This is a genomic window from Myxococcales bacterium (assembly GCA_016706225.1).
Taxonomy (GTDB): domain Bacteria; phylum Myxococcota_A; class Polyangia; order Polyangiales; family Polyangiaceae; genus JADJKB01.
Genome location: JADJKB010000022.1, coordinates 450,346 through 464,003, shown reverse-complemented (window position 1 = coordinate 464,003; position 13,658 = coordinate 450,346). Strand labels below are relative to the sequence as shown.

14 protein-coding genes are annotated in these 13,658 nt (G+C 66.6%); 9 read left to right on the top strand and 5 right to left on the bottom strand.

The window, feature by feature from the left end:
* Positions 1-6 precede the first annotated feature (6 nt).
* The gene (locus tag IPI67_33115) at positions 7-441 is read left to right on the top strand and encodes a DUF4375 domain-containing protein (protein MBK7585019.1); all 435 of its coding nucleotides are present in this window, start codon (positions 7-9) and stop codon (positions 439-441) included.
* Positions 442-651: 210 nt separating this feature from the next.
* Here IPI67_33115 and IPI67_33110 read toward each other — a convergent pair whose 3' ends face one another.
* Entirely contained in the window at positions 652-861 is a 210-nt protein-coding gene (locus tag IPI67_33110; protein MBK7585018.1) for a hypothetical protein, read from the bottom strand.
* A 295-nt stretch (positions 862-1,156) separates the two neighbouring features.
* Positions 1,157-1,351 carry a hypothetical protein gene (locus IPI67_33105; GenBank protein MBK7585017.1) on the bottom strand — a complete coding sequence of 65 codons (195 nt, stop codon included), beginning with the start codon at positions 1,349-1,351 and terminating at the stop codon, positions 1,157-1,159.
* A 196-nt stretch (positions 1,352-1,547) separates the two neighbouring features.
* On the opposite strand from IPI67_33105, the gene IPI67_33100 reads away from it, so the two are divergent.
* Both IPI67_33100 and IPI67_33095 read left to right on the top strand, forming a co-directional pair.
* Positions 1,548-1,952, top strand: coding sequence for a GFA family protein (locus IPI67_33100; protein MBK7585016.1), 405 nt, complete (start codon positions 1,548-1,550; stop codon positions 1,950-1,952).
* Between the two features lie 122 nt (positions 1,953-2,074).
* Positions 2,075-3,934 carry a hypothetical protein gene (locus IPI67_33095; GenBank protein MBK7585015.1) on the top strand — a complete coding sequence of 620 codons (1,860 nt, stop codon included), beginning with the start codon at positions 2,075-2,077 and terminating at the stop codon, positions 3,932-3,934.
* A gap of 33 nt (positions 3,935-3,967) precedes the next feature.
* On the opposite strand, the gene IPI67_33090 is transcribed toward IPI67_33095, so the two are convergent.
* Both IPI67_33090 and IPI67_33085 read right to left on the bottom strand, forming a co-directional pair.
* Complete coding sequence (locus IPI67_33090; protein MBK7585014.1) at positions 3,968-4,906, bottom strand: hypothetical protein; 939 nt, start codon at positions 4,904-4,906, stop codon at positions 3,968-3,970.
* A gap of 56 nt (positions 4,907-4,962) precedes the next feature.
* Positions 4,963-5,145 carry a hypothetical protein gene (locus tag IPI67_33085; protein MBK7585013.1) on the bottom strand — a complete coding sequence of 61 codons (183 nt, stop codon included), beginning with the start codon at positions 5,143-5,145 and terminating at the stop codon, positions 4,963-4,965.
* Between the two features lie 182 nt (positions 5,146-5,327).
* Between IPI67_33085 and IPI67_33080 the strand changes: the two genes are divergently transcribed.
* The 3 genes from IPI67_33080 to IPI67_33070 all read left to right on the top strand — a co-directional run bounded on the left by IPI67_33080 (position 5,328) and on the right by IPI67_33070 (position 10,462).
* The gene (locus IPI67_33080) at positions 5,328-7,412 is read left to right on the top strand and encodes a hypothetical protein (GenBank protein MBK7585012.1); all 2,085 of its coding nucleotides are present in this window, start codon (positions 5,328-5,330) and stop codon (positions 7,410-7,412) included.
* A 69-nt stretch (positions 7,413-7,481) separates the two neighbouring features.
* Positions 7,482-8,993, top strand: coding sequence for a hypothetical protein (locus IPI67_33075; protein MBK7585011.1), 1,512 nt, complete (start codon positions 7,482-7,484; stop codon positions 8,991-8,993).
* 23 nt (positions 8,994-9,016) lie between these two features.
* Complete coding sequence (locus IPI67_33070; protein ID MBK7585010.1) at positions 9,017-10,462, top strand: FHA domain-containing protein; 1,446 nt, start codon at positions 9,017-9,019, stop codon at positions 10,460-10,462.
* Positions 10,463-10,558: 96 nt separating this feature from the next.
* On the opposite strand, the gene IPI67_33065 is transcribed toward IPI67_33070, so the two are convergent.
* Positions 10,559-10,768: a hypothetical protein gene (locus tag IPI67_33065; GenBank protein ID MBK7585009.1), complete on the bottom strand. Its 210-nt coding sequence runs from the start codon at positions 10,766-10,768 to the stop codon at positions 10,559-10,561.
* 240 nt (positions 10,769-11,008) lie between these two features.
* On the opposite strand from IPI67_33065, the gene IPI67_33060 reads away from it, so the two are divergent.
* The 3 genes from IPI67_33060 to IPI67_33050 are packed head-to-tail and all read left to right on the top strand — an operon-like array spanning position 11,009 to position 13,657.
* Complete coding sequence (locus tag IPI67_33060; GenBank protein MBK7585008.1) at positions 11,009-11,662, top strand: sigma-70 family RNA polymerase sigma factor; 654 nt, start codon at positions 11,009-11,011, stop codon at positions 11,660-11,662.
* Complete coding sequence (locus tag IPI67_33055; GenBank protein MBK7585007.1) at positions 11,659-12,690, top strand: tetratricopeptide repeat protein; 1,032 nt, start codon at positions 11,659-11,661, stop codon at positions 12,688-12,690. The genes IPI67_33060 and IPI67_33055 overlap by 4 nt, the downstream gene beginning before the upstream one ends.
* 19 nt (positions 12,691-12,709) lie before the next feature.
* Positions 12,710-13,657, top strand: a complete 948-nt coding sequence (locus IPI67_33050; GenBank protein ID MBK7585006.1) for a hypothetical protein — start codon at positions 12,710-12,712, stop codon at positions 13,655-13,657.
* Position 13,658 lies beyond the last annotated feature (1 nt).

Sequence of the window (13,658 nt, the reverse complement as noted above, 5' to 3'; positions counted from 1 at the left end):
GATACTGTGACGAAGGAGTTTGTGGCCGTGCTCAATGCCGTCCACGAGAAGGTGATCAACGCGCCCGAGGAAGAGTGGGAAGCGAGGTACAACGCGCTCTCGCAAGTGGAACGTGACCTGTACGATGTGAACTTCTTTCACTTCGAGTACATCGGAGGCGGGCTCGGTGCCTACTTCACCAACTACGCGAGCGCACACTGGGAAGAGACTCTTCGGGCGCTGGAACGAATCGGGGCGCTAGAGGCGTACGAAATGCTCAACAAAGCCTGCGCACTATTCCCGGGCGGGAAGCCCAGCGCGAACCTGGAAGAGTTCGAAGACCAGGCGAACGATCCCGGGTTACAGGGACTGCTTAGAGCGCTTGGGGGATTTGATGATGTCCAATTGATGGAACGACTCGAGCTTTACTGGCGCGCGCAAGGTGAGCCGCGGACCGAGTAATGGCGCGTTGGCCCGCGGCGGGCGGTCCATCGATGTGCCGCGCCGCTCCGCGTGGAAGTCGAGCCGCGCCTCGCCGAGCTCCCGCCGTCGAGGCCCAACGCACCATTACACGGCCGCAGTGACGAGCAGCGCGACCACGCCGCGCCGTGCAGAGGGCGGCGCGGCGGGCCACGCCCGCCTCGGCGGCCGAGACGCCCGCCGAGACGATTTTCACTGCTGCTCCATGCTCGCCACGAAGACTTCGATCGCTTCGTGTCCGAGCTCGCCGAGTGCGTAGAGGCGGGCCTTGTCTTCGCCCTTGTTGGTGCAGGCGACGAGATTGCTGCTGATGAGGAGAAGGGGGATCAGACTCGAGAAACCCGGAGTGCCCAGCCCGTCGTCGGAGGGTGAGTTGATTGCGATCAGCTGGCCTCGTTGCATTCGGAGATTGAGCATCGTGCCGAGGGAATGCCCGTCAGCGTGTACCTGTGTGACTCGAGCGGAGACTCGCTGAACGACGAGGAGCGCGCAGCGCTGCACGCCGCGCTTGATCGCAGCATCGCCCAGGCCGACGCGGGACAGCTGATCGACGCGGACGAGGTCTTGGCCGCTCGTGTCTGGTCTCTGACTTTCCAAGCTGCGAACGCGCCGGGAAAACCGAGCAGCGCGTGCCGCGCTCGCGACGGAGTCGAACTTCACTCGGAAGGAAGCGCTTCGCGCGCTTCGAATTCCCCGATCACCAGAGAAATACCACGACGACGCAGACGATGACCGCCAGCGTGGCGAGCAGTCCCATGATGATTCGTTCGCGACTGAAGGGTGGGTACTTGTTGTACGCATGCTGGGGCGGACAGATCTCGGCATCACCTCGAGGGTCGAGATGGCGCGGCACGTCGGAGTTTGCCAGAGCCTGACGGTCTTGTTCGTCCACGTGGCGAGACTCCCATCAGGCGGGGGTGAGGTAAAGCCTCGTGGCCCGTCGCAACGGACAGTGGCGGCTCGCATTGCAAGAGATGACCTGCCCAAACGCCCGGACTTCGTGCGCTCGTTCACGGCCGCGCGCTGCGCGCGTACTCTGGACCACCGGCGCCGCACTGAGACGGCGGCCGCGAGCCTGGCAGGGAACGATGACGAAGCTCTCCGGACGGTGTTTGTGCGGTGCGGTCGCGTTCGAAGCGCTGCGCGACGGTGACGAGGGTGACGCCTGCCACTGTGGGCAGTGCCGGCGGTGGAGCGGCCACTACTGGGCGTCCGTGAACGTCGAGTTCGCGTCGCTCGTGCTGACGAAGGGCGAGGACCAGCTCCGCTGGTACGAGTCGTCGAAGCTCGTGCGGCGCGGGTTCTGCGTGAGCTGCGGCTCGGCGCTGTTCTGGCACGCGGATCGCCACGAGAAACACGCGCACCGAATCGCAATCGCGATGGGCTCCCTCGATGCCCCGAGCGAGCTTCGGCTCGCTCACCACATCTTCGTGGCTGACAAGGGCGACTACTACGAGCTCGCTGACGGACTGCCGCAGAAGCAGCGATACTGAGTCGGAGCCCTGGAGCGTGTGACTCCAGCGCAAGTCAGGCCCGACTTGCGATCGGTCAAGTCCAGACCAAACCGTTACACGGCGTGACCGAAGCCTGGCAGACCCCCGCGTAGCGTTCGAGCATGGAACAGGGCTCCACGACCAAACTCCTGCTCACCAGCGTGATCCGTCCCTTCGGGGGGCCCGGCGAAGGGGACAGCGTCGGCGCCGAGCTCTTTCACGCTCAGGTCACCCGGGCGCAGGGGCCCTTCAGCCTGCGTCAGGTGATCCGGGTATGGGCCATCGATTACCTGGCGGAGAACGTCACGACACCGACCGTGACGTTGCACTACCCATCCAGGCGCGAGCTAGTGCGCGAGCTCGCACGAGGCGGCTACACCCACGTGGGGATCAACTTCGTCGTCGCCACCTTCCACAAGGTGCGCGAGATGATCCCGCTGATTCGCAAGCACGCGCCGGGCGCCAAGATCATCCTGGGCGGTTATGGCACGGTGCTCCCGGACGCGGTCCTCTCGCCCTGGGCCGACGCCATCTGTCGCGAGGAGGGCGTACGCTTCTTGCGGCGCACGTTTGGCGAACCCATCGACGCGCCGATTCGCCATCCCCATGCTCCGATCCCCAGCGTTCAGGTGCTGGGGTTTCAGCTCCCGAGTGTCGTCGGCCACGTGACGGCCGGCCTCGGCTGCTCGAACGGCTGCGACTTCTGCTGCACCTCCCACTTCTTCAAGCAGAAGTACGTGCCCTTCAGCGACACCGGGCGCGATCTCTACGAGGCGCTGCTCCGCACCAAACGTCGAGCGGAGGCCGAGGGGCAGTCGATGAACAGCTTCATCGTGATCGACGAAGATTTCTTCTTGCACCGGCGCCGCGCGCTGGAGTTTCTGGACTGCGCCCGCGAAGGCGGTGAGGCGTTCAGCATCATGGGCTTCGGGAGCGTGCGAGGCCTCTCGCAGTTCGAGCCCCGCGAGATCGCAGAGATGGGCTTCGATCTCGTGTGGAACGCCTTCGAGGGCGCCGACGCGGGCTACCGCAAGCAACAAGGCAAGGGTTTTCCGGACCTGTACGCAGGTCTGAAGAGCGTCGGGTGCGCGACGCTGACCAGCATGATCATCGGCTTCCCGTACCAGACGCCGGAGAAGATCTGGGCGGAGTTCGAGCAGCTGATGGAGCTCGAGCCGGCGCTCACGCAGTGCCTGATCTACTTTGCGTTCCCGGGCACGCCGTTTCACGAGCAGGTGGTCCGCGAGGGGCGTTATCTGCCCAAGTTCAAGCGGGCGCCCGACCTGCGGCGCTGGGACGGCTTTGCGATGCACTTCGAACATCCGAGCTTCGAACGTCCCGAGCAAGTCGAGCACCTTCAGCGCGACATCTACCAGCAGGACTTCCAACGGCTCGGGCCAAGTCCGCTGCGGCTCGGACGGGTCTGGCTGACCGGCTGCGAGAGCCTGCGAAACGACTCGAGCCCGCTGCTCAGGCAGCGCGCCGAGCGCCTGGCGCGGGACGCGCGCGGCATGCTGCCGGTGACCGCCGCGGCGATGGCGTTCGGGCCGAACGCGAAGGTGCGGGAGAGCGCGCGCAGACTGCGCGAGGACATCGTTCGCCTGACCGGCGAGCTGAGCCTGAGCGAACGGGCGATGTGCGCCGGTGCGCCGGCAATGTACGCGGCGTCCCGCGCAGCTCGCTCGCTCGGGCTGGGTCAACAACCCGGCATGATGCGCAGTGAACATCGCCTGGGCGGTCGCGACGGTGTGCATTCGGCCGAGGTGTTCCGGCTGCAGGGTGGCCTCTCGGCGGGGTTTGCACGCGTGCTGCTCGAGGACCTGGCCGAGAATGCCCGACGCGCGGCCAAGCACTTTCGCAAACACCATGGGCGCTCGGATTTCGCCGCGGTCACCGCGACACCGCAGGCGATGCCACGGTCCATCCGCCTGCCTCCGACGACGGAGAGCGGAGTTGAGTGCGCGGCTGCGCGTGCTGTCTGATGCCCGAACCGAAGGCGAGCGCGGAAAACACGCTCAGCGAACCGAAGCGCGCGTCGCCAAAGTTCCGCGGCGCCTCCGGACGAGCAAGCCGACGGCGCACGCGCCGGCGAAAGCCAACGCACCGCCGCTCCGGGGTGCCGGCTCGTTGCTCGCGGCGCAGCCTTCTTCCGCCGATGGAGGCTCACGAACCAGGTGCTCGGGCACCTCCACGCTCTTTAATGACTCGGCGAAAGAGCCCGGGCTCGGGCAGAGCTCCTCGTCGAAGACCAGACCATCCAGCGCGTCGTGCACGATTACCTGGGCACAACCCGCGGACGAAGTGAGCTTCGGGACATCGAGCTTGGCGTCGTAGGTCACCGCGAGCGAGGAGGCCATGCCTTCGCCGACGCTGGCGGTTCCGAACGAGAGGTCGCCAAACTTGGAGTCCTTGATCTTCATCTCGACGAAGAGCAGCGTGGGTTCGTTGGTCGTCACGGTGAGGTCGAAGTAGCCCTCGGCCGGCTCGCCCTCGTAGGCGACGGGCACACAGCCCCAGACGTCATGCGGGGCGACGCTCAGATCGAGGCGCACGACCAGGTCCCGTTTCACGCGGCGAGGTGCGCGCTCCGTGGCCTTGAAGCGCCGCTCGTGGGCTGGCACGAGCTCGCCTGGGAGCGTGGTCGACAGCGTGTAGCGGGCTCCGGGGTCGAGAGGCTCTTCCGGCCGGAATAGCGAAAACGACCAGCTACAGAGCGCGAACTGCTGCAGCTCGCGCACGCCGACGAGCGGCAGCTCGACGCCGAGCTCATCCGTCAGCCGGGTCGTCGAACCCTCGTCATTGACGATCAGCCAAGGTCCATTGGCCGGCGACAGCCCGCTCGACGAGGCCAGAAGCACACGGTTGCCAGGTGTCTGGCACGAGCACGCCTGCGCGCTCTCCACTCGGAAGAGTCCGCACGCCGCGACGACGGAGAGAACGCAGACGAAGCGCATGACCCGCTCAGCTTCCCACGAATACTGGCCGCCGGCCGTGGCGAATCGCCGTCACGTCAGAACGAGTCGACCTCGAAGCAGTCCAGGCCCATGCTGAGAGGTTCGTCGAGCTCGTTCGTTTCATCCTCGAAGGGGATGAGTGCCCAGTCACTGCCCAGCGTGTCGTGGGCTTCGCCTCTCGGCGAGCCGTGATGCTCAATCTCGAACGCGTGGGCGGGAGCTCCAGGTCGCACGGTCATGCTGCACCTCTCGGGGCTCAGGCATCGCCCGAGTCCGAAGCCCGGGCCAACAAAATTACGTGGCACTGCCCTGAACACCCGAGCCGCTCCGCCCGCCGGTTGTGCCACAAATAACTGACCGGGGTTCTTGGCACACGTCCTCGGGATCATCCGATAATCCCGTCCGAGGGAGCGATGACCGCTTGATTCTAGCTCTGGCCTGGCTCTTGCTGAAGAACACCGATGCCATGGCAAAGGTGACCTCTTGGGTTTCGCGCGCCGCGCTGGCGGTGGCGCTGGTTTGGGGACTCTCCGGCTGTAGCCGCTCGGACGTGGACGGCAGCGGGACGGGCGGTACCGGCGGAACGGGGCCGTCGTGCGGCAACGGGGTCTGCGACCCGGCGGAGAGCTCGGCCACCTGCCCCGCGGACTGCGGCGGGTATTGCGGCGACGGGATCTGCGGCGCCAGCGAGAGTCCCGCGTCGTGCCCGAACGATTGCACCGCGGGCTGTGGCAACGGCGTGTGTGAGCCCGGAGAGAACGGCGTCTGCCTGAAGGACTGCCCAACGCTGTGCGGTAACGGACAATGTGAGGCGGGCGAGACCGTCGAGAGCTGCCCGAACGACTGCGCCAACTACTGCGGCGATGGCGTGTGTGATCCGATGGAAGGCCCCGAGAACTGCCCGCAGGACTGCGGCGGGTACTGCGGCGATGGCATCTGCGTCTACCCGGACAACCCGAACAACTGCCCGCAAGACTGCGGCGGCGGCTACTGCGGAGACAGCTGGTGCGGTCCGGGCGAAGACGGCTACTCCTGCCCGCAAGACTGTGGCGGTTCGTACTGCGGCAACGGGCTGTGTGAGTACGGCGAGGATGCCTACAGCTGTCCCAACGACTGCGGCTTCTGCGGCAACGGCCAGTGTGAGCCCTGGGAGGACTCCTACAACTGCCCGACGGACTGCGGGACCACCGGTTGGTGCGGCGATGGGAAGTGTGTTCCGCCCGAGAACCAGTACAACTGCCCCTACGATTGCGGCGCGACGGGCTACTGCGGCGACGGGAAATGCGTTCCGCCCGAGAACCAGTACAGCTGCCCGAACGACTGTGGAGCGCCGACCTACTGCGGCGACGGGAAATGCGTTCCGCCCGAGAACCAGTACAGCTGCCCGAACGACTGTGGAGCGCCGACCTACTGCGGCGACGGGAAATGCGTTCCGCCCGAGAACCAGTACAGTTGCCCGAGCGACTGTGGAGCGCCGACCTACTGCGGCAACGGCACGTGTGAGCCGGGCGAAAACGAAAAGACCTGCCCGAGTGACTGCAAGCCGGTCGTGTACTGCGGCAACGGGACCTGCGAGGGCAGCGAGAATCAGTGGACCTGTCCCAAGGACTGCCCCGGCAAATGCGGCGACGGGATCTGCGGGCTCGGCGAGAGTCCCAAGAGCTGCCCCATCGATTGCCCGCAGCAGTGTGGTGATGGGAGCTGTGGTCCGGGTGAGACGCAGAAGACCTGCCCCGTGGATTGCCCTGGCTACTGCGGCGACGGTTTGTGCGGCCTGGGTGAGGACCAGTACACCTGCCCGAACGACTGCGGGTCCGCCGGTTACTGCGGAAACTACATCTGTGAAAAAGGTGAGACCGAGTACACTTGCCCCAGCGACTGCGGTTATCCGAGCTACTGCGGCGACGGTTGGTGTGGGCCTGGAGAGAACCAGTACACGTGCCCCTACGACTGCGGCTACGGAGGTTACTGCGGCAACTACGTGTGTGAGCCGGGGGAGACGCAGTACAACTGCCCGAGCGACTGCGGCTACGGAGGCTACTGCGGCGACGGCATGTGCGGGCCTGGCGAGAACCAGTACAGCTGCCCCTACGACTGCGGGTACGGCGGCTACTGCGGTGACGGTTGGTGCGGACCGAACGAGAACTCGTACAACTGCTCGTATGACTGCGGTTACCCGAGCTACTGCGGTGACGGTTGGTGCGGACCAAACGAGAACCCGTACAACTGCTCGTACGACTGCGGTTACGGCGGCTACTGCGGCGACGGCAAGTGTGGGCCCGGCGAGAACCAGTACAGCTGCCCGTACGACTGCGGCTACGGTGGCTACTGCGGCGACGGCATGTGTGGGCCGGGCGAGAGCCCCTACACCTGCCCCTACGACTGCGGTGTGAGTGGGGTCTGCGGCAACGGCAAGTGCGAAGGCAACGAGTGGCAGACCTGCCCGTGGGACTGCGGGTCGGGAGGATCGGGCGGCGGCGGTCCTCCTCCCCCGCAGCCGAATTGAGCGCGCCCGGCGCGCCCACGGCGAGCTCTGACAGACCGAGGCTGCACTGATTGCTGAGGCTCGGTTCGGGTGGTAGACGCGAAGCTCGCGTCGGGGTCCGTCATGCGTCGGCTCGTGCTCTGCCTGTTGCTCGTCGCGTGTTCCTCCGAGAGCACCGACCAGGACGCCGCTGCGCCGCTCGTTTCCGGCCTGCACCTGGGCGGGGTCTCACTCAATCAATCCGTACAGATCCCCCTGATGGTTGCGGGCGAGGCTGTCGCCAGCGCCATCCCGATCGTCGGCGGACGGCGTGCGCTGCTGCGGTTGGCGGTCGAGCCGGAGGCGAGCTGGGAGCCTCGCGAGGTGGTGGCGCGGCTCGAGCTCGGCGACGGCCCGGCCATCGAAACGCGCTTGTTCCTCCAGGGGCCTTCGACCGACGCGGACCTCTCGAGCAGCCTCAACTTCGAGCTCGACGGGTCGCAGCTCGAGGCGGATACGACCTTCGCCGTTTCCCTGCGGGAGAGTGACGGCAAGTCCCGCGGGGCGCCCTCGGCTGGTGCGCGTTATCCGAGTGCCGGGCAGGCTGCGCTCGACATCAAGAGCTCCAGTTCCGCGCTGCATGTGGTGCTCATGCCCATCCGTTACTCCGCGGACGGCTCCAATCGCTTGCCGGAGCTGAGCGCCGACCAGGTGGCCAGCTATCAGCGGCGGCTCCAGGCCCTCTATCCCGCCTCCAGCGTCGACATCAGACTGCGCGAACCCGTCACACACGGCAGCGCGGTGACCGCAGACGGCAACGGATGGGGAGAGGCCTTGCAGTTGGTCCTGTCCCGCCGCAACCAAGACCTGAACGAGGGAACCGCCCTCGCCAACGAGTATTATTTCGGACTGGTGAACCCGGCCGACGACTTTGCCGCCTACTGCGCGGCCGGCGCTGCGGTTTGTGTGCGCGGGCTGTCCTCGCCTCCGCCATCGGCTGGCGACGACTTCGCCCGCGGGGCTGTCGGCCTCGGCTTCCCAGGTGATGCGTCGGTCGAGACCTGCGCCCACGAGCTCGGCCACACCCACGGGTTGCTTCACGCGCCCTGTGCGCCGCTCGGATTCATCGACAACGTGGATCCGAATTTCCCACACGCCGACGGTCGCATTGGCGCATGGGGTTACGATTTCGAGAGCCAGACCTTGGTTGATCCCGGCGGCACGGTGCGCGATTTCATGGGTTACTGCGAGCCGACCTGGGTCAGTGATTACACGTATCGGTTGCTCTTCACCCGCATGGCTCAGGTCAATCAGAGTGCGACCGCGGGGGGGGGTGGCGGCGGCGAGAAGCGCTTCATGGTCGCTGTCGATGCGGCCGGCAGCCTGAAGCTCGGCCCCAAGGTTCTTGTCAGGACCCCGTTTCCAGCGGAGGGCCGCAGCGTCGAGGTGCTCGGCGACGGCTCGGTGGTGCGCCGGCGTGTTGCGGCTCGTTTCCTCCCGTTCAGCCACCTGCCGGGAGGTTTCCTGCTGATTTCGGAGCCCGAGCCTGGCGATCGGGCGGTCCGTTTCGGGGGAGCTTCGTTCTCTTGGGGTATCGAGGGAAAGCCCTTGCCTTTGCACTAGTCTCGTAACGATTATTGGTTGAAATGAGCAACGTGGTGGAGACCCGCGCGGCAGCCTCGCGTGTGGCCAAATGGCTCGTCGACAAGGGTCGACCCGACGAGGCCGTCTCGTTGCTCGCGGCCTGGGCCGCCGCCGGTCCCAACGACAGCGAGGGGCAACAGCTGCTGGCCGAGGCGCTGCGCGTGGACCCGAGCGCACGGGTGGCGCAGCAAGCCTTCGAGCGGATGGAAGGGGTCCCGGGCGACCACTCCGATCTGGACGCTGCCATTGCGCACTACGAACCCGAGCAGGTCGCGAAGCTGGACGCCGAGGCACGACGCCCGAGCTTTCGTCGCGCTCAGATGGGGTTCAACAACAACATCAAGTTTCAAGAGCAGCAGTTTCACGTTCAGACCGAGGACTCCGGCCTGGATGCTCCACACATCATCACGCACTTGTTCGCCGACGGCGGACGCGTCATCAAGAGCCACAAGCGCGACTACACTGAGCACGTCGCTCGGGCTGACGTCGCGGATTTCGTCAAGCAGTTGATGAAAGGGCAGCACCTGGAGATGGTGCTGATGCTGCGTGAGGGGCGCTTCGCCGCGATCCTCGCCGGCCACGAGATCGGCGGCATGACGCTGCTCGCCGAGCCGCCGAACGTCGAGAACGTCAAGAAGCTGGCGAGCAAGAAGGAGGCTCGGGCGGAGGCAGGGCAGGTCGCGGTGCGGGAGGCGAAGTCCGCTGCGACAGCTTCTGCCGCACCGATCGAGCCGCCGCCCCCGACCCAGCCGTCCGCGCGTCCTTCGGCGCCGCGTCCGACGGCGCCACCCGCTTCGCGGCAATATTTCCGCCTGCACGTGCTGCGCAGCCTGTGGGGAGGTCCGGAGCGCTTCGAGCCGTTCGGCAGCGAGGCACTGATCGGTCGCGACGGCGAGATCGCCCTTGCCGGCGAGGTGTTCTGCCACCCGCGGGAGGCAATGCTCATCTTCAAGGAGCAGCGCCTGTGGCTTCAGGATCTGGGGCGGGGCAACGGAGTCTTCCTGCGCATCCGCACGCCCATCGAGCTCGAGTTCGGGGACGAGTTCGTGGTGGGTGACCAGCTACTGCGGATCGAGAAGAACCCGGTCGCAGACGACGGACCGGACCCTGCTCCCACCTACTTCTACTCCTCGCCGAAGTGGCCCTCGTCCTTCCGGGTCCTGCAGATCTTCAACGGCGGCGTCGTGGGTGCGTGCATCGTGTCGCGGGGCAACACCCTCCAGATCGGTTCGGCGATCGGGGATCTCGTCTTCCCCGACGACCCGTTGGTTGGGCCGCAGCACTGTCTGATCGAAGAACAGGCCGGCAGCGTGTATCTCACCGATCTCAGCTCGCGGACCGGCGTGTTCGTGCGCATCCGCGGACAGCAAGAGATCGAGCACGGTGACGAGCTACTCGTCGGGCGCACTCGTTTGGTCGTCGACCTCGGGCCTTCCCGCGGCGGTTGAGCACGGAGCTACCCGAAAAAAAAAGGGACGACCGAGGCCGTCCCTTTCAAACGCAAATTGAGGTGATGCAGCTAGGCTGCGCTCACCCCACGCGGCTCACTTCTCCGCTGCGTCGTCCTTCTTCTCCTCGCCGCCAGCCGGGGCTTCGGGAGTCTCGGGGGCCTCGGGGGTCTCCGGGGCCTTGGCTTCGGGAGTCGCCGGGGCGTCGGGGGCCTTGGCTTCCGGCATCTCGCCGCCGCCGCAGGCGACGGAGAGAGAAGCGATAGCGGCGATCGAGGCGAGAACGAGTGCATTGCGAATCTTCATTTTGGGGTCCTCCTACACGGTCCGAGAGCGCCGTGTTTGGCGCCGACCGATGAGACAGATGCACGAAGTTGGTGGGACGGCTCAAGCAAAAAGCGCCCGCCGCACTGAACGCACGCACCAGATTGTCGTGATCTTCCAGGGTTACCGGCCCTGGCGCCTGCACTTTCCAGGGGTGAGCTTCCATCTTTGAGCCGAAAAACCCTTCCGCTGCGTCATGATCCGTACGGAGATCCTTGGACGATGGCGCACAGCCCGCAACAGAACGCGCGCCTCCGCCTGGTCGGAGGGACCGAGGTCGGCGGGAAAAAACCGCGCCGCGAATCCGAGCCGACTAGTCAGCTCGATGACGCATCGTTGGTGGCCCTGGCGCGCGACGGTCACGTGAGCGCGTTCGAGGCGCTCTACCGCCGACACGCGACGTTCGCGCTGAACGTGGCGGTGCGCATCCAGGGAAACGCGGGCGACGTGGAAGACGTGGTGCATGACGCCTTCATCCGCGCGCACCTGCGCCTGAGCGAGCTACGGGAGCCCGCACTCTTTCGTTCGTGGCTTGGTTCGATCGTCGTCCGGTTCGTTCGAACGCGCATGCGCCGCCGCCGCCTCCTCACCTCGCTCGGGCTCGTGTCCGTCGAGCCGGTGGATCTCGACTCGGTGGCGGCTCCCGACGCAAGCCCCGAGGTGCGCGCTCAGCTCGCGCAGATCTACGCCCTCTTGCGCACCGTCCCGGCGGACGAGCGCATCGCTTGGACCCTGCGTTACATCGAACACCATCGCTTGGAGGTCGTCGCCGACCTCTGCGGGTGTTCGCTCGCTACAGTGAAACGGCGCATCTCGCGTACTCAGGCTTTCCTGACCGAACACTTTGTCCCTCCGTACGCGGAGGAATCGACATGACGACCAACAACAAGAATCTCCCCGAAGTCCCCGCCTCCGCGCTGCGTGATCACGGCACGGATGATCGTCTCGACCGTGTGTGGCAGCGCATCGAGGGTGACCTGGGTGCTTCGCGACCGCGTCCGCGGCAGGTCTGGCTCTGGGCTCCGGCCGCCGTCGTGATCATCTTCGGCTCCGGTGTGATGGTCGGTGCGCGGTGGTTCCGACCCCAACCCGTGGCCATGCCGCTGTCGGCGGAGCCGGCCTCGGTCGGTGACGAGAGCTATCGACCCGGTCAAGCGCCCCCCTCCGTCGAGCTGGAGAAGATCGACGAGCCGCAGCAAAAAGAGAAGAAGTCGGCGTCGCCGCCCGGTCTCTTGCTCGGCGCCGAGCAATCGACCCCGGTGTCCGGCGACGTTCCGCCGCCGACCTTGGTCTTGCCGCCGATCATGGCCGCGCCGGAGTGGCAGGTCCTCGCCGACCGCGATGACTACGCTGCGGCCTGGCAGTCAGTCGAGCGTCAGGGTGGTTTTGATGCGGTCTTGGGCAAGGCTTCGAGCGCGGCGCAGCTGATGAGCCTGGTGGACATCGCACGGGCGAATGGGCAGCGCGGGGCGGCAATCAAGGCACTCCGGTCCGTCGTCGAGCGGCATTCCGGGGATCCTCGCGCCGCACTTGCCGCGTACACCCTGGGCGACATGCTGGAAAAGACGGGCGATCGTGCCGGGGCCGCCAAGGCGTACGCCGCGTATCGAACCTTGTCTCCCAAGGGCGATTTCGCAGAAGATGCCCTGGCGCGACAGGTCGACGCGGCCATCGCTCAGGGCGAAGTCGAGTTGGCCAAGCAGCTCGCTGACCAATATGCGAAGGATTTTCCCACCGGCCGCCGCCTCGGCGAGATCCGCGCGCGCGTCAGCAAGCTCGCCGGTGAGGATGCAGGCACACTCGCCGCGGACGCCGCGGTCGGTGAAGACGACACACCCTTCGACGAAGTCGACGACGACTCGGCCTCCAAGTCGAAGAAGCCAGCTCCCAAGCCGAGCAAGTAGCCTCGCGCTCGCGGTCTTCTTGCTGGTCCTCGCCGGGCCGGCGTTCGCGCAGGTCAGACCGCGCGTCATCGTCGAGATCAGCGCCAAGGCGGAGCGGTATCTCGACTCGCGCTTGACGCGGCGGCTGGTTGAGATCGAGCTGTCCGATGCCGAGGTTCCCCCGCGCTTGGGCGACGAGAACGACAAGCGGCCCACGGTGTACTTTCGCGTGCTGGCGACGTCGTCAGACTCGCTGCGCATCGAGCTCTGGGACAAGGGCGGATTTTATGGGGCGCGCCGCCTCAACTCGCGGGACGTGAAGGAGCTCTTGGCCCGCCGCCTGGCGCTGGCGGCGGCGGCCCTGGTTCGCGACCTGAAACAACGGCGTCTGAGCGAGGCGCGGGCGTTCGAGGCCGAGCAGGCGGCGCGCGAGCTGGAGCGCGAGCGCATTGCCGAGCTCCTGCGCTGGCCTGCTGTCCTGGTCGAGCCGCGTGCGCAGGTGGCATGGGTTGGCGGCGGCGACCTCTGGCTCGCGGGTCCCGGTCTCTCGCTCGAGGCGCGCACTCGCAGCGGCAGCCGGCTCGGTGTGGGGGCCAGCTGGCTGTTCGGTGGCGCGCCGTCGCTGGCAGGGGCTCCGAGCGTGCGCTGGCTCGAGTTCGGGATCTCGCCCGAGCATGCGTTTGGTTTGGGGCGAGGTTTGGACCTCTCACTCGGGATGACGGCTGCAGCCGCCGCAGTACATTTCACCCGCGTCGCGGCGGTCGACGGTGAGAGTGGCCAGCTCGACACTTGGTCGGCACGGGCCGCCGTCCGCGCGCGGTTCGAGCCCCACATTGCTTCACACGCTCGCCTCAGCTTGGGCCCCGAGCTTGGTGCGGTCCTGCGGCGAGTGCAGGTCGACGACTCGGACGGCGAACGCCAGCGCCTCGGCGGGCTGTGGCTGGGTGTGAGCGTCGGGCTGACGCTCGATGCCTTCGGTCGCCTCTGAG